Origin of the sequence: Microvirga sp. CF3062 (assembly GCF_036314045.1) — a bacterium.
Lineage (GTDB): Bacteria > Pseudomonadota > Alphaproteobacteria > Rhizobiales > Beijerinckiaceae > Microvirga.
Genome location: NZ_JAYGGN010000006.1, coordinates 213,449 through 235,221 on the forward strand (window position 1 = coordinate 213,449; position 21,773 = coordinate 235,221).

General features: G+C 62.0%; 16 protein-coding genes. 5 read left to right on the top strand and 11 right to left on the bottom strand.

Features of this window, described 5'->3' with window-relative positions; translation table 11 throughout:
• Nucleotides 1–109 precede the first annotated feature (109 nt).
• Entirely contained in the window at nucleotides 110–568 is a 459-nt protein-coding gene (locus VB618_RS12915; protein WP_329797069.1) for a MarR family winged helix-turn-helix transcriptional regulator, read from the bottom strand.
• Between the two features lie 59 nt (nucleotides 569–627).
• Between VB618_RS12915 and hmgA the strand changes: the two genes are divergently transcribed.
• Entirely contained in the window at nucleotides 628–1,983 is a 1,356-nt protein-coding gene (gene hmgA / locus VB618_RS12920; RefSeq protein ID WP_329797070.1) for a homogentisate 1,2-dioxygenase, read from the top strand.
• A gap of 52 nt (nucleotides 1,984–2,035) precedes the next feature.
• Here the strand turns inward: hmgA and VB618_RS12925 are convergent, their stop codons facing one another.
• Nucleotides 2,036–2,293, bottom strand: a complete 258-nt coding sequence (locus VB618_RS12925) for a hypothetical protein (RefSeq protein ID WP_329797071.1) — start codon at nucleotides 2,291–2,293, stop codon at nucleotides 2,036–2,038.
• A gap of 350 nt (nucleotides 2,294–2,643) precedes the next feature.
• Here VB618_RS12925 and VB618_RS12930 point away from each other — a divergent pair, with 350 nt between their 5' ends.
• Entirely contained in the window at nucleotides 2,644–4,524 is a 1,881-nt protein-coding gene (locus VB618_RS12930; RefSeq protein WP_329797072.1) for a tetratricopeptide repeat protein, read from the top strand.
• Between the two features lie 19 nt (nucleotides 4,525–4,543).
• Here VB618_RS12930 and VB618_RS12935 read toward each other — a convergent pair whose 3' ends face one another.
• The 3 genes from VB618_RS12935 to tam form a co-directional block, all read right to left on the bottom strand.
• Nucleotides 4,544–6,454 (bottom strand): CHASE2 domain-containing protein, encoded by a 1,911-nt coding sequence (locus tag VB618_RS12935; RefSeq protein WP_329797073.1) that lies wholly within the window; start codon nucleotides 6,452–6,454, stop codon nucleotides 4,544–4,546.
• A gap of 7 nt (nucleotides 6,455–6,461) precedes the next feature.
• On the bottom strand, nucleotides 6,462–6,974 hold the full coding sequence (locus VB618_RS12940) for a FecR domain-containing protein (RefSeq protein ID WP_442931781.1): 513 nt from the start codon (nucleotides 6,972–6,974) through the stop codon (nucleotides 6,462–6,464).
• 175 nt (nucleotides 6,975–7,149) lie between these two features.
• Nucleotides 7,150–7,923 carry a trans-aconitate 2-methyltransferase gene (gene tam / locus VB618_RS12945; RefSeq protein ID WP_329797076.1) on the bottom strand — a complete coding sequence of 258 codons (774 nt, stop codon included), beginning with the start codon at nucleotides 7,921–7,923 and terminating at the stop codon, nucleotides 7,150–7,152.
• A gap of 288 nt (nucleotides 7,924–8,211) precedes the next feature.
• Between tam and VB618_RS12950 the strand changes: the two genes are divergently transcribed.
• Complete coding sequence (locus VB618_RS12950) at nucleotides 8,212–9,036, top strand: DUF2189 domain-containing protein (RefSeq protein WP_329797077.1); 825 nt, start codon at nucleotides 8,212–8,214, stop codon at nucleotides 9,034–9,036.
• 56 nt (nucleotides 9,037–9,092) lie between these two features.
• Here the strand turns inward: VB618_RS12950 and VB618_RS12955 are convergent, their stop codons facing one another.
• The 5 genes from VB618_RS12955 to VB618_RS12975 are packed head-to-tail and all read right to left on the bottom strand — an operon-like array spanning nucleotide 9,093 to nucleotide 13,517.
• Nucleotides 9,093–9,428, bottom strand: a complete 336-nt coding sequence (locus VB618_RS12955; RefSeq protein WP_329797079.1) for a cytochrome C oxidase subunit IV family protein — start codon at nucleotides 9,426–9,428, stop codon at nucleotides 9,093–9,095.
• An 8-nt stretch (nucleotides 9,429–9,436) separates the two neighbouring features.
• Nucleotides 9,437–10,159 (bottom strand): heme-copper oxidase subunit III family protein, encoded by a 723-nt coding sequence (locus tag VB618_RS12960; protein ID WP_329797080.1) that lies wholly within the window; start codon nucleotides 10,157–10,159, stop codon nucleotides 9,437–9,439.
• 14 nt (nucleotides 10,160–10,173) lie between these two features.
• Nucleotides 10,174–10,878, bottom strand: a complete 705-nt coding sequence (locus VB618_RS12965) for a cytochrome c oxidase subunit 3 (RefSeq protein ID WP_329797081.1) — start codon at nucleotides 10,876–10,878, stop codon at nucleotides 10,174–10,176.
• The gene (gene ctaD / locus VB618_RS12970; RefSeq protein ID WP_329797082.1) at nucleotides 10,871–12,652 is read right to left on the bottom strand and encodes a cytochrome c oxidase subunit I; all 1,782 of its coding nucleotides are present in this window, start codon (nucleotides 12,650–12,652) and stop codon (nucleotides 10,871–10,873) included. Before ctaD ends, VB618_RS12965 begins: the two co-directional genes overlap by 8 nt.
• A gap of 37 nt (nucleotides 12,653–12,689) precedes the next feature.
• Complete coding sequence (locus VB618_RS12975; RefSeq protein ID WP_329797083.1) at nucleotides 12,690–13,517, bottom strand: cytochrome c oxidase subunit II; 828 nt, start codon at nucleotides 13,515–13,517, stop codon at nucleotides 12,690–12,692.
• A gap of 676 nt (nucleotides 13,518–14,193) precedes the next feature.
• Here VB618_RS12975 and VB618_RS12980 point away from each other — a divergent pair.
• A complete protein-coding gene (locus VB618_RS12980) occupies nucleotides 14,194–16,119 on the top strand; it encodes an autotransporter assembly complex protein TamA (RefSeq protein ID WP_329797084.1) in 1,926 nt (641 codons plus the stop codon).
• Nucleotides 16,119–20,420: a translocation/assembly module TamB domain-containing protein gene (locus VB618_RS12985; protein ID WP_329797085.1), complete on the top strand. Its 4,302-nt coding sequence runs from the start codon at nucleotides 16,119–16,121 to the stop codon at nucleotides 20,418–20,420. The genes VB618_RS12980 and VB618_RS12985 overlap by 1 nt, the downstream gene beginning before the upstream one ends.
• A gap of 64 nt (nucleotides 20,421–20,484) precedes the next feature.
• Here the strand turns inward: VB618_RS12985 and VB618_RS12990 are convergent, their stop codons facing one another.
• On the bottom strand, nucleotides 20,485–21,483 hold the full coding sequence (locus tag VB618_RS12990) for a Bug family tripartite tricarboxylate transporter substrate binding protein (RefSeq protein WP_329797086.1): 999 nt from the start codon (nucleotides 21,481–21,483) through the stop codon (nucleotides 20,485–20,487).
• Nucleotides 21,484–21,773: the final 290 nt, after the last annotated feature.

Here is a 21,773-nt window from a genome sequence, read left to right on the forward strand (position 1 = left end):
CTAAAGGCACGCCCGCTTCCTGGTCAGGAGCGTGGCCCCGGCCTTTGATGCATATCTCGGCGCCTCCGGGCGCACCCATAGCCGTGCGGTCTGACAGCACGGCGCGACATCAAGACTTATCGTCGCTGGCTTTTGCCGCCACCTTAACCATCATCTCGAGGCGTGTTAGCGCCTCCAGGAGGAACTCGGCCTCTGGCCCGAGTAGGTCCAGCAGGCGGCGCTCGAAGGCGAGCGCCTTGGGGATGATCTGCCGGTAGGCGCTCACGCCCAGGACCGTGAGGGTCAGGACCTCCTCGCGCCGGTCCTCCTCGCTCGGGCGGCGCCGGAGCCAGCGCCGCTCCTCCAGCGCCCGCACTGCCCGGCTGACCTTGGTCTTGTGCATGGCCGAGTGCCGGCCGATCGCCTTGGCGCTCATGGCCTCGAACTGCCCCAAAGTTGCCAGAACCCGCCATTCCGGGATCGTCAGGTCATGGTGCGGGCCATAGACGGAGCGGAACTCCTGCGAGACCGCGGCCGCGACCCGATTCAGCCGATAGGGCAGGAAAGCTTCGAGCTGGAGTTTGGCCATCGGGTTGTTGGTTACAAAATGGATAGTTACATTTGTGACCAAATGTGGAGGTCATGCCCATGAATGTCCAGAACCCGCCCCTGCCTCAGGCTTCCGAGCGGATCGAGAGCGCCATCCAGCCCGGCTACATGTCCGGTTTTGGCAATGGCTTCGAGACCGAAGCGCTGCCGGGTGCCCTGCCCATCGGGCGCAACTCGCCCCAGAAATGCGCCTACGGGCTTTATGCCGAGCAGCTCTCCGGTTCGCCCTTCACGGCGCCGCGCACCACCAACGAGCGCTCTTGGCTCTATCGCATCCGCCCGACAGTGTCGCACTGGGGCCAGTTCCGGAAGGCCGATATTGCCCTGTGGCGCACGGCTCCTGCTGCCGAGGTGGAGGTGCCGATCGCGCCCATGCGCTGGGATCCGATCCCGATTCCGGATGAGTCCGTCTCGTTCCTGGAGGGCATTCGCACGATTACCACGGCGGGCGATGCCGGCTCCCAGGCCGGCATGGGCGCGCATGTCTATCTCATCACCCGCTCGATGGCGGATGAGTATTTCTACAATGCGGATGGCGAGCTGCTGTTCGTGCCGCAGCAAGGCTCCCTTCGCCTCTGGACCGAGTTCGGCATCATCGACATCGAACCGGGCGAAATCGCAGTGATCCCGCGCGGGGTGAAGATCCGCGTGGAGCTCACCGGCGGTCCGGCGCGCGGTTATTTGTGCGAGAACTACGGCGGCGCATTTACCCTGCCGGAGCGCGGGCCGATCGGCGCCAACTGCCTGGCCAATCCGCGCGACTTTATCACGCCTGTGGCGGCCTACGAGGACAAGGATGTACCCTCGAAGATGTACGTGAAGTGGGGCGGCACGCTCTGGGTGGCCGACATGGATCACTCGCCGCTTGATGTGGTGGCCTGGCACGGCAATTATGCGCCCTACAAGTACGATCTGCGCCGCTACTCGCCGGTAGGGCCGACCCTCTACGATCACGCCGATCCGTCGATCTTCACGGTGCTGACCTCGCCTTCCGAGACGCCTGGCACGGCCAACATCGACTTCGTGATCTTCCCCGAGCGCTGGCTGGTGGCGGAGAACACGTTCCGGCCGCCCTGGTACCACATGAACGTGATGAGCGAGTTCATGGGCCTGATCTATGGCGTCTACGATGCCAAGACGGGCGGAGGATTCGTGCCGGGCGGCATCTCTCTGCACAACACCATGCTGCCGCACGGGCCTGATATGGATGCGTTCGAGAAAGCAAGCAATGTCGAACTCAAGCCGCATAAGTTAGAGGGCACGATGGCGTTCATGTTCGAGACGCGCTTCCCGCAGAAGGTGACGGCCTTCGCTGCCAACACGGAGTCTCTGCAGAAGGATTATGGTTCCTACGGTCACAAGATGAAGAAGCACTTCAATCCGAACCAGCGCTGAGACAAGCGGTATTCTGCGATAGATACCAGGGTCTTGGATCCTGGCGGCTACATTATGCGAACAGCAGCATGGCCATCGTTTCGCTTCGCAAGGCAGGTATATCGTTGCGCTGATTTTGCTCTTGAGTGTCTGCCATATTGCAGCCGCACTGCAACGCTTTGCTTCTCCCACAGGCGCCGTCGCCGCGTGCCTGCAGAGCAAGGGAAATGCGGAACAAGCTGCTGATGAAAATGGAACGAAAGAACCACTCACTCATGCCGGATATGAACATCATTTTGGCTGAACTCGAACGCACGATGGTTGCGTCCATTGCGTTGATGAAGCGCCTGAGGCGTAAGAGAAGGCGTTCTGATCGCATGGTGCATTCGGCTGATCAGCACAGCGCCTGAGCAAAGCCATTCTATTACTGTCCTGCGGGCAGGGGGCATGTGCCCCCTGCCCGGACCGACAATTCACCCATGCCAAGCGATCCGATCGCGCGGAGATAGAGATACTGTCTTTCTCTCTGACGCTTCTGTTTGTACACGTTGTAACAGTCGATCTTCCGGAAAGAACAAAATCCAACGTGGAATGTGAATGACCCTCATGTGCCGCTGAGCACCGACGCCACAAGCGTTCGTCGCTATTCTCCTGCCCGCTCCAAGGGAGGAGGATCTGTTCATGACAACCTTCAACGCTCACCATCGTGTCCGCTCCTTGCGTTCCGCCCTGCTTGCAGCAACGGCTTCTCTGGCTCTTCTGGCAGGAGGTGCGGCCTATGCATGTCCTCTCGGTGGACATGACACTCCACGGGTCCGTATGCTGCATGCCCTGCAGAAGCCGAACCATCACGGCTCCGGGCATCACATGTCGGTTGCGCAGTTGCAGCCACAAGCCAACAATGTTCAACCGAAGCGCACGGAGCTCGGCACCTACAGCCGCGACCTGCCGCGTGGTGCTGCAGCCCCTACATCCGACGCCAAGCCCCCGCTCCGCGACAATCTCGGCACTCTCTCCTGGCCGATAATGAAGGACCCGAAAGGGGAGGCTCAGGCCTACTTCAATCAGGGCTATCGGTTGGGCTTGGGATTCAATCATGCAGAAGCGGCACGCGCCTTCCGCGCGGCGCAAGAGATCGATCCGAATTGCGCCATGTGCCTGTGGGGTGAGGCCTGGGTGCTCGGCCCGCATATCAACTACCCGATGGATGCGGATGCGAACGCGCGCGCTCTGATCGTGCTCGAGAAGGCGCGGAGCCTTGCCCCTGCCAGTGGAGATCTGCAGACCGCCCTGGTGGAGGCGCTCTCGAAGCGTCATTCGCCTGCTTCCAATGCCGATCGCAAGGCGTTGGACCAGGCTTACGCCGATGCCATGGAGGCGGTGCAGTCCCGCTTCCCGAGCGATCCGCATGTGGCGGTTCTTACGGCGGATGCCCTCATGAATCTCACCCCGTGGGATTATTGGGCTGATGGCGGCAAGACGCCCAAGAGCAAAACGGAAAAGATCGTCACTCTGCTGGAGGGCGTGCTCGGAACGGCGCAATCCAGCCCGATCGAAGCCAAGCCGGATCATCCCGGCGCCGTCCATCTCTACATCCACACCGTCGAGGCATCGGACCGTCCGGAGCGAGCCGCCCCTCATGCGATGCGCCTGGAAAGCCTGATGCCGGGCGCAGGGCATCTGGTGCATATGCCGAGCCATATCTGGTACCGGCTCGGACGCTGGCGCGAGAGCCTCGATGCCAATGTGCGTGCGGCAGCGGCCGATGAGGCACTCGTCAACGAGGGAGGCGCAAGTCTTCTCTATTCGGAGGCTTACTATGCGCACAATGTTCATTTCCTGATGGTCTCGGCCCTGACCGGCGGCGATGGTGCAACAGCCGTGGAAGGGGCGAAAAAGCTTTCGGGCATTGTGTCTGAGCGCGCACAGCGTGAGGTGCCTTGGACTCAACCGATCACGGCTGCGCCCTACAATGTCCATGCAGTGTTCTCTAAGCCTGAGGACGTTCTCGCCCTACCTGCACCGGATGGTGATTTTCCTTATGTGAAAGCTGCATGGCACTACGCACGCGGTGTTGCCCTGGCACGTCTCGGGCGAGTTGATGAAGCTCGCTCGGAGGCCGGTGCTATCGATGCGCTGGCAAAGCGGCCTGAGATCATGGCTCTGCCCGATGCCGGTGTGCCGGGGCCTGATGTGCTGTCTATCGCAGTGCATGAGATCGAGGCGAGGATTGCTCAGCATGCCGGCGATCAGGCCCAGGCTGCCGCGCTGTTCGCGGAGGCAGCGACGATTCAGGATGGACTGCCCTACATGGAGCCGCCTTACTGGTACTACCCGGTGCATCAATCCCTCGGAGCGGCCTTGATGGCACAGGGTAAGCCCGCTGAAGCGGCAATGGCATTCCGTGAGGCGCTGCAGCGCTCGCCGAACAACGGCTGGGCCGCCGCGGGACTGCTCCGTGCTGCCGAGGCGCAGGGCGATCAGGCAGCGGTCGAGGAAGCCAAGTCTCTGATGCAGAAGAATTGGTTTGGCGTGAGCATGCCTGCGCCCGAGCAGCTCTGAACCAGCTGCGTAAAGGTGATCAGAATGGGCTCCGGTGTCGTTCACCGGAGCCCGACCGCATGTGGCTGAGGCCGCTCTCCCTTCGCCAGAGCCAGATCGGGATGGAACCGGACCGCCCGCGAATTGCAGTCGGAAATGTTCCTTCCAGGAGACCTGACTCGAAAATCGAACAAGCATCTCCTGCCGCGCGGTGAAGATCGTCGCTCAAGGCCACATCGGCATCGTGCGAGGCGGCGACCTCCATCAACCGGCTCGCCACATTGACCGTGTCGCCGATTGCCGTGATGTGCTGGTGGCTGTCGCCGCCGAGCCGGGATGCAATGATCTCGCCGAAGTGGGCGCCGATCTTGAATCCGATCTGAGACGCAATCGCATCGGGCAACTCCGCCATCCACTCTTCCGTCCGCAGGCAGAGGCCGACACAGGCTTCTACCGCGTGACAGGCGTCATCAGGCGAGGAATCCGGCAATCCGAACAGGATCATTGCGCCATCGCCCATGAAGCTCGCAGCGATACCTTGATGGCGCACCGCTTCCTGATCCACGAGAGCATGAAATCCGCGCAGCATCTCTCGAGTTTCATCGAGAGGCAGAAGCTCGCTCAGGCCCGTGAAGCCCGACAGATCGATGAAGATCACGGCCGCCTTCTGGCGCACCGGCTTCATAAGGAAAGATGGATCCTCGGCGAGCCGCTTGGCGAGGCTCGGAGGCTGGAAGCGGCGCAAGGTCCTGCTCTGCAGACTGAGCCTGTCGGCGCGAAGCCGATCGAGCCAGAGCTCCGCCGCTCCAAAGATCATGGCTGGAGGCAGGGACGCCAGAAGCGGAAGGGTGGCGCTGAGCCAGACGCCTCGCGTGAAGGCCGCGAAGGTCAGCCCGATCCATGTGACAGTGACGATGGTGATGATCGCAAAGCCCCAGATGCCGCGATGCCAGGCGAGGAGCAAAACAAACAGGATCGGTAGCAAAATCGCGGCGGAGCCGTCGATGAGCCGCACGCGCCCATCACGCACCAATCCGTCGCCCTCAATGAGATGGGCCATGGCGGTTGCCAGAACCTCGACGCCCGGCAACACCGGATCGAAGGGCGTCGGAAAGGCGTCGCCGCCGCCTGTCACGGTTGCGCCGATCACCACGATCCGCTCTCGAAACGCATCTTCATTGGCCTGACCGTTCAAGACATCGCTCGCGCTGATCGTACGAATGGTGCCGGCTGGGCCATAGAAGCGCAGAGGAAGCGTATATCCGCCGTCCGTGCTCGTCACCACATCGCCGATGGTGACCTCGTTATCCTGGAGAACCGGATCGCGTCCTATCGCGACTGAGACGGTGCGCAACGGGAACGACGGAATAATCTGAGAGCCTGAGCGGACCAGAAGGGGAATGTGTCGCGGTACACCGGACGGATCCGTGGCGATGTTCACGACACCGAGCGCCGAGGCACTCGCAAGAGTCTCGATGGGCAGGAGAAGTTTCTGGACTGTCGGGAGATCATTGGGCGCGGATTTGGTAGAGGCAGGATCGTGCTGTGGATTGCGCTCGAATAGGCCTGCGACCGCCAGGACGCTCCGCGTCTCGCCGAGTGCTTTCGTCAGCGCAAGATCACCCTCCGCCGGGCCTGGATCGATGAAAAGGATGTCGAGCGCGACCGCCTTCGGCTGCATGCGTCCTACCTTCGAGACGAGCTGTGCCATCGTCGCGCGGGGCAGGGGGTAGGCACCGACCTGTTGCACGGTCTTATCATCGATGGCCAGGATCGTGACGCCGTCCGGTGCCAGGCGCGGACCTTCGATCAGAAACCGCAGGTCCGCGAGGGGAGCCTCCAGCCGATCGAGGAGGGAGGAACTGCCCTGCCAGTGCAGCAAGGCCAGCCCCGCGCCCCAGAGACCTGCCAGGGCAGCGGCGATCAGCGGAATGGCAAATCGCGTGCCCATGCGGCTTCTAGCGCCCGAGACGGTCGAGGAGGGCGGCTGCGCGGGCGGCGGGCCAACGCCGAACCACGAGGGGCGACGTGCCGGCCTCCACATCGACACCCTCTCCAGGCCCAAGGCTGACGCCCCGGGTATTGCCTGCGACCCGCCGTACCGCGACCCGTCCGGTCACCACGAAAACGGACGTCCTAGTGCCGCTCACGTCGACGGCCCATTGCGTGCCGCGCACGGCAGCGATGGCCTGCGGTGTCATGATCTGGAAACCCTGCCGCGCGGATTGCGCCGGGGCATCGATGAAGATGGCGCGGCCCTGCAGGTTTACTGCATCGGGTTGGTTGTCGCGGTTACGGTCTACGAGGTTGTAGGCCGATCCCGCTTCAGCCTCGATGGTGAGGCCGTCCCGGCAGCGCAGGATCTGCCGTTGTGAATCTGCTGCTGTCTGAAGCACGCAGCCGATCCCCTGAGCCAGAGCAATCTCGCTCAAGGACAGATGCGCCAGAGTGCAAAGAAGGACGAGCCGCATCGCAGCAGGGGAAACTGCCCGGTGACTTGTCCATCTCCATGTCATGATGTTTCTCCGCTGCCAATGGGATGGCTGTTGTCCCAGACGGCTTAAAGATGCCTATGAGTTGTAATATGGAGGAAGTAAGAGAGCCAGCGATGTGCCGGATATCACTCTTTGGAGTTCGTGCTGGCCCTCACTGTCGTTGAGCGACGAAGAACAGGCGCGGAAAGCGCAAAAGAACCTTGCCGTCCTGCTGGGCCGGATAGGCTTTCTCGATCTCTATGCGATAGCGATCCAGAAACTCGGATTGCTCCTCCGGAGAAAGAGGATCGAGATAGGGCCTCAATCCTGTGCCCTTGAGCCACTCGATGATGGCCTCCGCATCTGCAAGGGGATGAACATAGGTTGTCTGCCAGAGATCCGCCGAGCATCCGGCCTGAAGCAGCCAGGAATAGTAGTCCTCGAACGATCCGATCCTCTCACGAGACTGGGAGACTGCCGCCAGTTTTTCCGCCCAGGGTCCCTCCTGCGCGACCTTCCGCATGAGCCTGTGAGAGGGCTCATGCAGGTTGTTGGGCATCTGGACCGCGAGACATCCTCCTGTTTCCAGACAAGAGGCGAGCCGTGCGAACAGGCGCGGATGGTCTGGCAGCCATTGCAGAACGGCATTGGCGAAGATCAGATCGTAACGCTCGTCCGGATTCCACGCCGCAATGTCCGCTTCCTGGAAGCTCACCCCCGGCAAACGCACCCGCGCCTTGGCGAGCATGTCGGGTGAACTGTCTAGCCCGAGCATGCGTGCACCCGGATAGCGATTGGTGATCAACTCCGTGCTGTTTCCGGGACCGCATCCGATATCGACGGCGCTGCGGATCTCCGCCAGAGGAATACGTCTGATCAGGTCGGCTGCAGGCCGTGTCCGCTCGTCCTCGAATTTCAGGTATTGTCCAGCATCCCAGTCTGCCAAGAGAGGCCTCATCGTTCAAAGGGTTTTCGATCCGCAAAGCCAAGCATGAGGTCATTTGACACTGCAAGAGGAAGATTTGAAAGCCGCTGCCTGCAGCAAATGTAGCACTGCGCAAATTCATCCAAGAGGACGTTGCCGCCAGCCCTGCCGCCTAAGAATCCATTCAAGGGCGACATCCTCCTTGTTCGCGCGTATACTCATTGCATAGGTTACGGCTACGCGTGACCGCCGCATCGCCACGCATGGCCCAGATCTCAGCTGCCAAGGTTCAACCCTGGAGGAGCGGTTATGGCCCATTTTCATGTTGTTGCTGGTGCAACTGAGACCCCGGCGCATCCAGTTGTCAGGAAGATCACACCGGCCGATCTGAAAGAGGCCCTGGCGAAGGGATTTGATGATTTCTGGGCAATGCCGTCCCACCTCGTGTTTCTTGGGCTGATCTACCCTATCCTCGGCGTATGCCTCGCAGCACTGACATTCAGCAACAACGCTCTGCCGCTGCTCTATCCGCTGGCTTCCGGCTTTGCGCTGGTGGGTCCCTTTGCGGCCATTGGCCTTTACGAGATCAGTAGACGGCGGGAGCTCCGCCTGACCACCTCCTGGCAGGATGCGTTCGATGTCCTCAAATCGCCGTCGATCCCTTCGATCGCTGCTCTCGGTGTGGTGCTGCTCGTGATCTTTCTGGTGTGGCTGACTTCGGCGCGCATGCTGTACCAATCCATCTTCGGCTACGAGGTGCCCGCGTCGTACTCCCAGTTCGTCAATCAGGTGCTCGCAACCTCCGAGGGCATGAGGCTGATCGTCATCGGCAACATCCTCGGCTTCTGCTTCGCCGTCGCGGTATTGAGCATCAGCGTGATCTCGTTCCCGCTTCTCCTTGACCGGGACGTGGGGGTGGTTGTGGCGATCTATACGTCGATCAAGGCCGTGGTGATGAACCCGATCACGATGGCCCTGTGGGGCCTGATCGTGGCGGCAGGGCTCCTCGTCGGATCGATCCCGCTCTTCGTGGGGCTCGCCATCGCCATGCCGGTCCTCGGACACGCAACTTGGCATCTGTATCGGCGTGTAGTGGAGCCTCCCCATCCTGACGAGGCTCATCCTGCGGCATAGATCATGGGTGCATGAAGGCTGAAGGCGGCCCGATCCAAGGGCCGCCTTTCTGTTGATCAAGTACCCGGCCCGAAAAACGAGACCCGGGAGAGGAGCGTGTAATCCGATTCCAGCACCATGATCGCAACGAAGACCAGCACGGCGCTGATCGGTACCAGGATAGCATAGACCAGCGAGAGGCGCTCCCAGGCCATGTGCATGAAGACGGCTATGATGAGGCCGGCCTTCAGCATCATGAACACCAGGATGAGCGAGTATCGCGGGAGGCCCTCGAATTGAAAGTAATCGACGAAATACGAGCAGGCGCTCAGGACGAACAGCCAGATCCAGACCACGAGGTAGAGCCTGATCGGATGCTGCTGTCCCTGATTGTGGGCTGATGCCTGTGCCATGATCGTGCTCACCAGAGATAGAAGAAGGCGAAGATGAAGACCCAGACCAGATCGACGAAGTGCCAGTAGAGACCCATGATCTCGACTGCCTCGTATTTCCCCCTGCGGCTGGTGAAGAAGCCTTTTCTCTCCTGGTCATAATCGCCTCGCCAGACCTTTCTGGCGACGATCAGGAGGAATAGCACACCGAAGCTCACATGGGTGCCGTGAAAACCCGTTATCATGAAGAAGCTTGAGCCGAACTGGGCCGCTCCCCACGGGTTTGACCAAGGCCGCACGCCCTCATGGATCAGCTTGGACCATTCGAAGGCCTGCATGCCGACGAAAGCAGCTCCGAGCAGGGCGGTCACCAGCATCAGGATCGCGGTCTTCCTGCGATCCCGGCGATAGGCGAAATTCACCGCCATGGCCATGGTGCCGCTGCTGCTGATCAGTACGAAGGTCATGATCGCGATCAGGATGAGGGGCAGGGTGACGCCTCCGATGGTCAGCGCGAAGACCTCGCTCGCGTTCGGCCATGGCACCGTCGTGGACATGCGGGCCGTCATGTAGGAGATCAGGAAGCAGCTGAACACGAAGGTGTCGCTGAGGAGAAAGATCCACATCATGGCCTTTCCCCACGAGACATCCCTGAAGGCCTGCCGATCCGAGGAGAAATCGGCCGCGATACTGCGCAGGCCTGAAGCCTCTGGGTAGGTGTGGGTCGTATCCGTCACAGCCTGTTCCGCCATAAGCAGAGCTCCTCTCAAGCCAGCAACTGCCGACAGAGGTCTATGAGTTCGCCTGCCCAGCCCACCCAGATGCTCAGAAGAAGGAGCCAGAGGAGGAGCAGGAAGTGCCAGTATGTGGCGCAAAGCTCCACCGGCAGGCGCAGTCTCTCGGTTGTGGGCACACGCCATGCCTTCTCGGTAGTGCGGGCTAATGCCACCAGTCCACCCAGGAGATGAAGGCCGTGCGCTCCGGTCAGGACGTAGAAGAAATCATTGGCCGGATTGGCCGTGAGGCCATAACCTTCGCTCGTCAGCTGCTGCCAGGCAACGAGCTGCCCCGACAGGAAGGCCAGGGCCGAGATGCCCGCAGCAATCAGGCTCACCTTGAGCTCGGTTCTCTCGCCGCGCTGCACAGCGACCTTCGCGCCATGGAGTGCGATGCTGCTCAAGACGAGCATGGTCGTGTTGAGCCAGAGGATCGGCGGGAGGGGCAGAGTGCGCCAATCCGGAAGCTGCATGCGCATCGTATAGGCGCTGATGAACAGTGCGAAGAAGGACCCGACGACTGCCAGGAAGACACGCAGCCCAATGGTGGCTGGGTCAACCGGTTGAGGGGACAGTTCCGGCAGAACGCCCGCGTCTCCCTGCTCCAGCCAAGGCTTCGATGCCAAGCCCTGCCGCGAGAGCCACCATGTTGCGATGATCGCGAGCACGCTCAGGAAAAACAGGATGCTACCCATGACCTGCTCCCGGTGCAGCGCGTGTAGGCCCGGACTGGTTCTGCGGTAGGAAATCCTCGTCGGCTCCCGGCACGCTGTAATCATAGGCCCATCGGTAGACGACCGGCACGTGCTTGCCCCAGTTGCCATGGGGCGGCGGGGTCTCGGGCGTCTGCCATTCCAGCGTGGTGGCGCGCCAGGGATTGCCGCCTGACTCTTTGCCGTAGCGCAGGCTCCAGAAGAGATTGAACACGAAGGCCAGCTGGGCTGCGCCGACGATCAGCGCCACGATGGTGATGAAAGCATTCAACGTATGGGCCGATGGCGGCACGAAGGCCATGTCGGCGATGTCGTGGTACCGGCGCGGGATTCCCATCAGGCCCAGATAATGCATGGGGAAGAAGATCGCGTAGGCGCCGAGGAAGGTGACCCAGAAATGGAGCTTGCCGAGCGCATCGTTCAGCATCCGCCCGGTCACTTTCGGGTACCAGTGATAGATAGCACCGAAGATCACCAGGATCGGCGCCACGCCCATGACCATGTGGAAATGCGCGACAACGAACATCGTGTCTGAGAGCGGAACGTCCACGACAACGTTGCCGAGGAAGAGCCCCGTGAGACCGCCGTTCACGAAGGTGACGATGAAGGCGAGCGCGAACAGCATGGGGGCGGTGAGGTGGATATCTCCCCGCCAGAGCGTGAGGATCCAGTTATAGACCTTGATCGCTGTCGGGATGGCGATGATCAATGTAGTGGTGGCGAAGAAGAACCCGAAATAGGGATTCATGCCGCTCACATACATGTGGTGCGCCCAGACGATAAAGCTGAGGGCGCCGATGGCCAGCAGCGCCCAGACCATCATGCGGTAGCCGAAGATGTTGCGCCGTGCATGGGTGCTGATGAGGTCCGAGACGATGCCGAAGGCCGGCAGGGCGACGATGTAGACCTCTGGGTGTCCGAAAAACCAGAAGAGGTGCTGGAAGAGGAGGGGACTGCCGCCGTTGCGGTCCAGCGGCTGCCCCATCTCGACCATGGCCGGCATGAAGAAACTGGTGCCGAGCACCCGGTCGAACAGCATCATCACGGCGCCGACGAACAGAGCCGGGAAGGCGAGCAGCGCCATGAAGCTGGCCGTGAAAATGCCCCAGACGGTGAGCGGCATGCGCATCAGCGTCATGCCACGCGCGCGTGACTGCAGCACTGTCACCACGTAGTTCAGGCCACCCATGGTGAAGCCGATGATGAAGACCATCAGCGACACGAGCATCAGGATGATGCCCCATTCCTGACCTCCCGGCGTGCCGGTCGTAATGGCTTGCGGCGGATAGAGAGTCCAGCCGGCTCCCGTGGGGCCGCCCGGCACGAAGAAGCTTGCCACGAGAATGAGCACCGCCAGGAAATAGATCCAGAAGCTCAGCATGTTGACATAGGGAAAGACCATGTCGCGCGCGCCGATCATCAGCGGGATGAGGTAGTTGCCGAAGCCGCCGAGAAAGAGAGCGGTGAGCACATAAACAACCATCATCATGCCGTGCATGGTGATGAACTGGTAATAGGCATTGGCGTCGATGAAGGAGAAGACGCCGGGAAACCCCAATTGCAGGCGCATCAGCCATGACAGGACGAGGGCGACGAGGCCGACGGAAAGGGCCACGAAGGCGTATTGGATGGCGATGATTTTCGCGTCCTGGCTGAAGACGTATTTCGTCACCCAGCTGTGCGGATGGTAGAGCTCGACGTCCTCGACATCAGGCGCTGCGACCGCTCCTGTCGACCCAAGTGGGACATCAACCATCAGGACGTTCTCCCCGGCTCTTCGCACTTCTCTCCGATTAGTCAGGCATGACGGCCCCGTTCTTGGTGCCCGGCGTCAGGCGCGCGAAGCTCGTCGACGCCTGATCCTGCAGCCATGCCTGGTATTCGCTCTCTTCCTGGACGATGACCTTCCCGCGCATCTGCGGGTGTCCGACGCCACAAAGCTCCGCGCAGAGGATCTCGAAGGTGCCGGTTCTCGTTGGCGTGAACCAGATGTACGAGATTTGTCCGGGTACCAGATCCATTTTCGCCCGGAACTCCGGCACGTAGAAGTTATGCAGCACATCGGGGGAGCGCAGCAGTGCCTTGACCGGTTTGTTGACCGGCAGATGCAGTTCTCCGCCCTCAACGACGACATCGTCCTGGGATTTCGGATCGTCGCGGTTCAGGCCGAGCGGGTTGTCAGGGCTGATCAGGCGTGTGTCGGATGTAGCGAGCTGGCCGTCCGGTCCAGGCAATCTGAAGCCCCACTGCCATTGCTGGCCGAAGATTTCGATGTCGGTTGCGTCATCGGGAACGGTGATGAACTGCTGCCAGACAAAAAGACCCGGCGCCAGCATGGCGGCGACACCCACCCCGGTCACGATGGTCAGCCACCATTCCAGACGTTTGTTCTCGGGTTCATAATGGGCCTGCCGGCCCTCCTGATGGCGAAAGCGATAGACACAGTAGGCCATGAAGAGGATGACCGCGACGAAGACTGCACCGGTGATCCAGAACGTGATGATGATCGTGTTGTCGATATAGTGCCAGTTCGATGCAATAGGCGTCCACCACCAGGGGCTGACAAGGTGGAAGACCACTGAGCCGACAGCTACAAGAACGAGTATGAGCGCTACAGCCATTCCTCACCATCCTTGCCTTAAGTCGGCTGTGGATCTGAAGCAGAAGGCGCAACTCTATTTTGCGTCGAAGCTATGTTTTGATTGAGACGCTACCAAAGAAGTCGCAACCAAAACGCATACAACAATCAGCATCGGCTGTGAGGCAGTTGCTTTATACATCGCAGCAACTTGAAAATTGCCTGCAGCTGCTTTGAAAACTACACCCGTTGGAGTTGGCGGTCAATCAGGCTTGGCCGTCGGAGGTATGGAGCACGCGAAGTGGGGGTGTTATTGTTTCATGTGAAACAGTGGCGCATGAACAGCATCGATGATCGCTCGCGCAGAAGCAACCACACAAAGTGACGGAATAGTGGCAACATTCCGCCAGATTTAAGAGTAACGATTGCACAACATCTTCATTGTGCAGACATAAAGCGCAATGAATAATATGGATGTTTTCCTCAGTCTTCCCCTTTGCCGATGTCATTCATCAACAATTAGCCTGAAATCGTCTGGCTGGGGTTTTGCCGCTAAGGAAACTATGGTTAGGTACGTACCTGATGAACCTCGACAGATCAGAGCACGGCTCCTGAAGTCACTGGGCTTGTGTTGTGAGATCAAGAACTAGTTCCGCATCAGGGAGAGAGTGCCTCAAGTGCTGCGGCTGAGCACCATACGAAGGACAGCGTTTCTCTTCTTGGTAGGCGTACTGTTCAGTGGACTGCCGTCCACTCATACCGTCGCATTCGATCTCTTCGGATGGTTTGGCGGAAGCGATGAGCCGCCAGCTCCCAGCGCGGATGCCCTGCCTTATTCCCTCGATTATGCCATCGGAGGGGACACAAAAAATCTTGAGCAGACGCTGAAGGATGCATCGACGCTGCAGAGCCTCCAGTCGGATCCCCCGCCGGATGCCGCAGCCTTGGTCGCCCGTGCGGAGGCCGATCTGCCGCGCCTGATCGATGCGCTCTGGGGAGCGGGGTACTACAACGCCCGCGTTGCGATCAACGTCGCCGGCGTTCCGCTGATGCTTCAGTCGTCACGCACCGAGGCTGCGACGCGCGCGGTGGCGGGATATCGCGCACGGGCCCTCGTACCCGTTCAGATCATCGCGGATCCCGGGCCTCAGTTCGCTCTTCGGGATGTTGCCGTTCTGGATGCAAGGACCGGGCAGCCTTTCCCGCCGGGGGAACTTCCGCCACGGACCGTGCAGATCAAGCCGGGAGACCCTGCGCGCTCTGCCGACATCCTGGCCGCTGAAGCGCGCATCGTCGATCACTTTCGCGCCGAGTCCCGACTCTTCGCCAAGGTGGAGCGGCGCGAGCCCGTGGTGTTCCACCCCGCGCAAGTGATGGATGTGAGCCTCGCGGTCAATCCGGGCCCCCGCGCGGGCATCGGCCCCATCACGATCCAGGGGGCCGAAAACGTCGATCCAGCCGTGGTGCGCTCCTTCATATACACCGAGCCGGGCGACCCTTACTCGCCCGCGGAATTGGCCTCGATGCGCAAGTCGATCTCCCAGATCGAAGCGCTGTCGTCCGTGCGGATCCGCGAAGCGGAGACCCTCGATGCCTATGGGAACCTGCCGCTCTTCGTGGAACTGACCGAGCGTCCGCTGCGCATCATCGGGGCGTCGGCTCAGTATTCGACGACGGATGGACCGGCGCTCAGGGCCTACTGGGCGCACCGCAACCTGTTCGGCGGCGCCGAGCGGCTGAGGTTTGAGGGCAATCTCTTCTACCTGACCGAGGATGGTGGCCAGCCGGACAGGGACGAGAATTTCGATTGGAGCGATCTCGGCGGCCGTTTCCGCGCGAGCTTCCTGAAGCCTGCCCTCTGGGGATCCCGCAACGACCTGCTCGTCGACGCCCTCGTGGAGCGGGACCGCACGGAAGGCTATACCAGCCGCCTCGTCAACGCGACTGCAGCGATCCGCCACCGCTTCAGCGAGACGTTCTCGATCCAGGGCGGAATCGAGTACGAGCGGGGACAGACCTCGGACGTTCTCGGACAGATCGACTACACCCTCGTCGGACTGCCTGTCTCCCTCAGCTACGATTCTACCGACAGTCCTCTCAATCCTACCGAGGGCATCAGGTTGATCGCTTCGGTGACGCCTTACCCGGAATTCCTCGGATCCTCGGTTCCGATCACCATCGCGCGGGGAACTGCATCGGCCTATTACTCGCTGGACGAGGAATCCCGCTACGTATTGGCCGCGCGCCTCGGGCTCGGCTCCATCGTCGGGGCGGATCTCGACGAAATCCCTGCCAACAGGCGCTTCTTTGCAGGCGGCGGCGGCTCTGTGCGGGGTTATACCTACAGGACTCTCGGCCCGACCTTTCAGGGCGAGCCCATCGGCGGCCGGAGCCTGCTGGAGGCATCCCTCGAGGCGCGCATCAAGATTACCGACACGATCGGCATCGTGCCCTTTGTCGATGCCGGTACGGCTTTCGAGTCGAGCTATCCGGATTTTGACGAGCGCATCCGCATCGGTGCCGGCCTGGGTCTTCGCTACTACACCGGGATCGGCCCCATCCGCCTGGATGTCGCGATCCCGGTCAATCCGGAACGGGGAGATCCCTCCTACGCCATCTATGTCGGAATCGGGCAGGCCTTCTGATGAAAAAGCCAATCCGCTCCTTCGCCCTATTGACGATCCTCCTCGCGGTGACGTTCCTCGTTTCCTGGCTCGTCATCTCTCGCCCGAGCCAGGCGCAGAGCGATCAGGGTGTTCTGGCCAGCCTGATTTCGCGTCTCCTCTCCACACCGACCACGCGGGTCAGCATCGGCAGCGTCGAGGGCGCACTCTCCTCGAATGCCGTCATCCGCGACGTGCGCATCGCTGACAGAGACGGCGTGTGGCTCACTCTCGACCGCGCCAATCTGGTCTGGAGCCGGACGGCGCTCCTGCGCGGGCAGCTCCAGGTCGATGAACTCACCATCGGCCGTCTCCAGATCCAGCGCCGGCCGCTGCCAGCCGAGGAGGACGCGCCGGTTTCCGACGAGCCGATCCTGCCTGAGCTGCCGGTCCGGGTTATCGTCGACCGCTTTGCCCTGCAGGAGCTGGTGCTCGGCGAACCGGTGCTGGGCACCGAGGCGCGGCTTTCGGCGGCAGGCTCCGCCCAGATCGGAAATCCGTCGGAAGGGCTTGATCTGACCTTCGCGACGCAGCGCCTCGATGCTCCCGGGCAGTTGTCGATCGATCTCAACTACGTGCCGCAGTCGAACCGTCTTGCGCTCGACCTCACTCACCAGGAGCCCGCAGGCGGTATCGCGGCCCGGCTTCTGGAACTCCCAGGACTTCCACCTGTGGATCTGAAGATTGCAGGGCAGGGACCTTTGAGCGACTTCGCGGCGCGGCTCGATTTCTCTGCGGGTCCGACGATCGGAGCGGCGGGCACGACGACGGTGCGGCGCACGAACGCGGCTTATGACTTGAACGTGGACCTTGCAGCCCGCATCGAAGGGCTGTTGCCGGCGCCGGTCGCCCCAATTTTCAGCGGTACCACGCAACTCGTCGGCAATGTGAACGTCGCCGATGACGGCGGTATCCGTTTCCAGCCGGTTCAGATCACGTCGAATGTCGCCCGCTTCGACATGAACGGAACGATCAGCTCCGGTCAGGTTCTCGACATCCGGCTGAATGCCCGCTCCGTGCCGACGGATGGCACCAGAACCCGCGCCGGCGCTGCGGAGATCGCCCGGCTTAACTTCGACGGCACCGTGCAGGGCCCGCTCACCGCACCGCGGGTCAACGGCACTCTGGATGCCGCTGAAGTCAAGCTGCCGGAAGGCTCCCTCGATGCGCTCAACGCCCGCGTGACCATGAACCCGGTGGAGGGTGTCTCTCCCCCGAACCGCTTCTCCTTCGCGATCGATGCCAATGCCAGCGGAATCCGTCCTGCCGACCAGGCGCTGGCGCGGGCGATCGGAACCACCCTTGCGGTGAACTCCCGCGGCTCCTTTGACCTTGAGGGAATTGCCAGCGTCGAGACCGCGCGCATCGAGACATCCACCGCGCGAGCAAGCTTCACCGGGCGCGTCGGGCCGACGGTCCTCGACGGCACACTGGATGCGAACATTCCGGCGCTTGCGCCTTTCTCCGGCATTGCTGGACGGACCTTGCGGGGCTCGGCGGACCTTAACGCGCGGCTGACCGGTAACCCGCGGCGCTACGACATGGCGGCAGCTGTCGATGCACGCCTCCGCGAGCTTTCGACCGGAGCACCAGCTCTCGACAGTCTCTTGGGTCGCTCAGTCACTGCCGCAGGCACCCTGCGGCGCATCCCGAATGGTTTCGCCTTCGATGACTTCCGCATCGACGGCGCCCATCTCGATGCCCGCGTGGACGGGCAGGCCACGCAATCAGCCGCGAACCTCGGTCTCGATGTCACCATCGACGAGCTGAGGCATGTGAACGAGCGCGTCACCGCGGGGCGTGCGAATCTTGCGGCACGTCTGACGGGCTCCCTGGAACGGCCGGATGTGACCGGCACCGCGACGCTCACGGATGTGCGGGCGCTTGGCCGCTCCGTCCCGCGCCTTGCCCTCAACCTCAATGCCCGCGATGTGACAGGCGCACTCGACGCGGCTCTCACCCTGGATGGGAGGGTCGACGACAAGCCTGCCACGGGTTCTCTTCATCTGGCTAAGCCGCCGGAAGGAGGCTGGCTGCTCGACCGGCTCGATCTCGACATCGGCTCGGTGGCCCTCAACGGAAATCTTCGCCTGGGTCCCGATCAGCTGGCGCAGGGTGAAATTTCACTGGCCGGCAGCAATTTTGACGATCTCTCCCCACTCGTGCTCACAAAGCTCGATGGAGCTCTCGATGCTGTCGTGTCGCTCAGCGCGCGGGGCGGCGGGCAGGACGCGCAGGTCACCGCACGGGGGGCGCGCTTTACGGTCTCCGACATTTCCGTGCGGGATTTCGACACGAGGCTCACGGTTCAGGATCTGTACCGTAGTCCGATGATCGATGGCTCCGTCTCCGCAGCCGCGTTGACGGCCGGCGGCCAGACCTACCGGGATGTGCGCTTCGTGGCTGAAGGCACGCCTGATGCCTCGCGCTTTACGGCGTCGGCGACGGGACAGGGATTCAATCTCGATGCGCAGGGGCGCGTCGTGCCAGGCGATGCGACGCGGATCGAATTGGCCTCGTTCACGGCGCGCCGCGGCGGCAGGCGTCTGGCCCTGGCTCAGCCGGCGACCATTGCGCTGCAGGATGGCTCTGTCACCCTGTCCAATGTCGTGATCGCGGCGGATCAGGGACGCGTTGCCTTGTCCGGCACCGTTGGGGATAGGCTCGATCTCACCGTCGATATCCGCAACCTTCCACTCCAGACGGCCGAGATCGTCGTGCCGAACCTTGGTCTTGCCGGCACGGTCAACGGCAGTGCCGCGATCACTGGAACCACGAGCGATCCAAGCGGAACCTACCGCCTCACCCTGTCCGGTCTTGCGACCGCGCAGACTCGTCAGGCAGGGCTGCCGCCGCTCGGCATCGAAGTCCAAGGCCGATTGGCCGATCAGCGCATCGGCGTCGATGCGCGGGTCTCTGCTGGGCGCGCCGGCACCTTCCAGGTGTCCGGCAGCGTTCCGATTGCGCCGGCCGATGAGCTTGCGCTCAGGGTTTCTGGCCGCACCGACCTTGCCATTGCGAACACGATCCTCTCTGCCTCCGGCCAGCGCCTCACCGGCGCGGCCAATCTGGATCTCTCCATCGCCGGAACGACGGCCGATCCCCGCATCCAGGGGAGTGTCACGATTGCCAACGGCAGCTTCTCCGATGCGCTTCAGGGTATCCAGCTGAACGGCATTGCCGGGCGGCTTGCCGCCCGTGGACAGGTGCTCGTCATCGAGAGCCTCACCGCACAGACGCCGAATGGCGGCTCTCTTGCGGCCCGAGGGCAAGTGACCATCGATCCGGCTGCGGGCTTTCCCGGCGAGATCCGGATCACGGGCAGCCGGGCCCAGCTCGTATCCAACGAAACCGTCGAGGCGAGCGCCGACCTCGATCTGACTCTCTCCGGGCCACTGACCAGCCGGCCGCGTGCGGCAGGACGCATCAACATCATCACGATGAATGTCTCGGTGCCGGACCGCCTGCCGACGACCTTGCGGCCGCTGCCTGGAACGAAGCACGTGCGGCCCACGCCAGCCGCTGCGGCGCGGCTCGCCCTGGCGCAGCGGCGGCAATCCGCCTCGGCCAGGGGCACGCCGTTCAGGGCCGAGCTCGATCTGACGCTGACGGCGCAGAACCGCATCTTTGTTCGGGGGCGGGGGATCAATGCGGAGCTCGGCGGCGACCTGAGGCTTCAGGGCACAACCCAAGATCCCATCGCCATCGGTGCCTTCGAACTGCGCCGCGGGCGCTTCGATCTCCTGGGGCAGAGGATCGACCTCGTGCGCGGCCGACTGGACTTCACCGGCGACCTCACGCCGTCACTCGATTTCCTGGCCGAGACCCAGGCCGGGGACGTGACGGCGCGCATCGCGGTGACGGGGCCGGCCTCAAGCCCTGAATTTGCGTTCAGCTCCAGCCCCGACCTGCCACAGGACGAGGTGCTCTCCCGCATCCTGTTCCAGAGGCCGTCAGGTGGCCTCTCTGCCGGGCAGGCTCTGCAGCTTGCGCAGGCCGTGGGGCAGCTCTCCGGCGGCTCCGGGAACGATGCGTTTGAGCGCCTGCGTCGTTCGCTTGGCGTCGACAGCCTCGACATCACGGTCGGTGCCAGTGGTGGGCCTGGAGTGGGTGTATCCCGCTATATCAGCGACAATGTCCGCGTGGGCGTGAGAGCCGGCGCCCGGCCGGACGAAAGCGGCGTCACAGTGGATGTCGACCTGACGCGGCGGCTCAAGGCCCAAGGCGAAGTGAATGCCGAAGGCGGCACGTCCGTCGGGCTCGGGTTTGAATGGGAGTATTAAAGCTGTCGGGCCGGTGATGGACCGGTGGGAGCTGCGATCCTGCAGCTCCCACGCTACACCCCTATCAATCGACTTTCGCGCCTGATGCTTTAACGACTTTCGCCCATTTTTCGTGCTCGGCCCTGACATAAGTCATGAGCTCATCCGGACTCATGGGCTGGATCTCGCCGCCGAGATCAGCAAAGCGCTTCTGCAACTCCGGCGTTTCGAGAGCCTTGCGAACTTCCTGATTCAGCTTGTTGGTGATGTCAGGGGGCGTCCCCTTTGGTGCGAACAGAGCGAACCAGCTCGTGGCCTCGAAATGGGGGAGGCCTGCTTCGGCAAGCGTCGGCATGTCGGGAAGAGCCGGGGAGCGTTTCGACGACGTGACCGCCAGCGCCCGCAGGTTCCCGCCGCGCACATGCTCAATCGAGGAGGGCAGGTTGTCGAACATCACGTCCACCTGTCCGCCGATCAGATCGTTAACCGCCGGTCCGCTGCCGCGATAGGGCACGTGAGGCATCTCGACGCCCGTCATCTGCTTGAAGAGTTCGCCGGAGAGATGGATTGAGGTGCCGTTACCTGATGAGGCCATGGTGAATTTACCGGGAGTCGCCTTTGCCTCGGCGATGAATTCCTGCACGGTGGTAGCCTTGACCTTCTTGGGGCTGACCACCATCAGGTTCGGCACGCCGGCCACATAGGCGACCGGGGCGAAATCGGTCAGCGCGTCATAGGGCATCTTGGCGTAGAGGCTTGGATTAATTGCATGTGTGCCGACCGTGCCCATGACCAGCATGTACCCGTCCGGCTCTGCCTTCGCGACCGCATCCGCCCCGATGTTTCCACCGGCGCCCCCGCGGTTCTCGATGACGAATTGCTGACCTAAGGACTGGGACAGCTTTTCGCCCACGAGCCGGGCGAAGATGTCCGTGGTGCCGCCCGGCGTGAACGGCACGATGACGCGGATCGGTCGCGTCGGATACGTTGCCGGCTGGGCAAGCGTGGCTCCCGAGGTCAGGCAGGCTCCGGCTCCAAGCAGAAGACCAAGCATGCGCCGGCGTGTGGAGGAAGAGAATGGCATGGCGGCTCCCTAGAATTTGGTGTCGTTGACCGCGCCGACGTTCCGAAGCGGCAGTCACCATGAGAGCGCAACCTATGACCCAGAGCAATGGTCTTGAGAGCCGGCGTTGAAGCCATGCAATTGAGACTTTGTTTCAACTTGCAGAGACTAAAATTTTTCTAATCTCTCGGAACTCTGATCCCTTGAAAAGCGTTACGCCGGGTCGAATTCCATCTGAAGACGAACAAAGTAGCTTTTGGGACGTCGGCATATGGGGATCCAGGTGCGAGTTGGCCTGGAACAGCGTAACA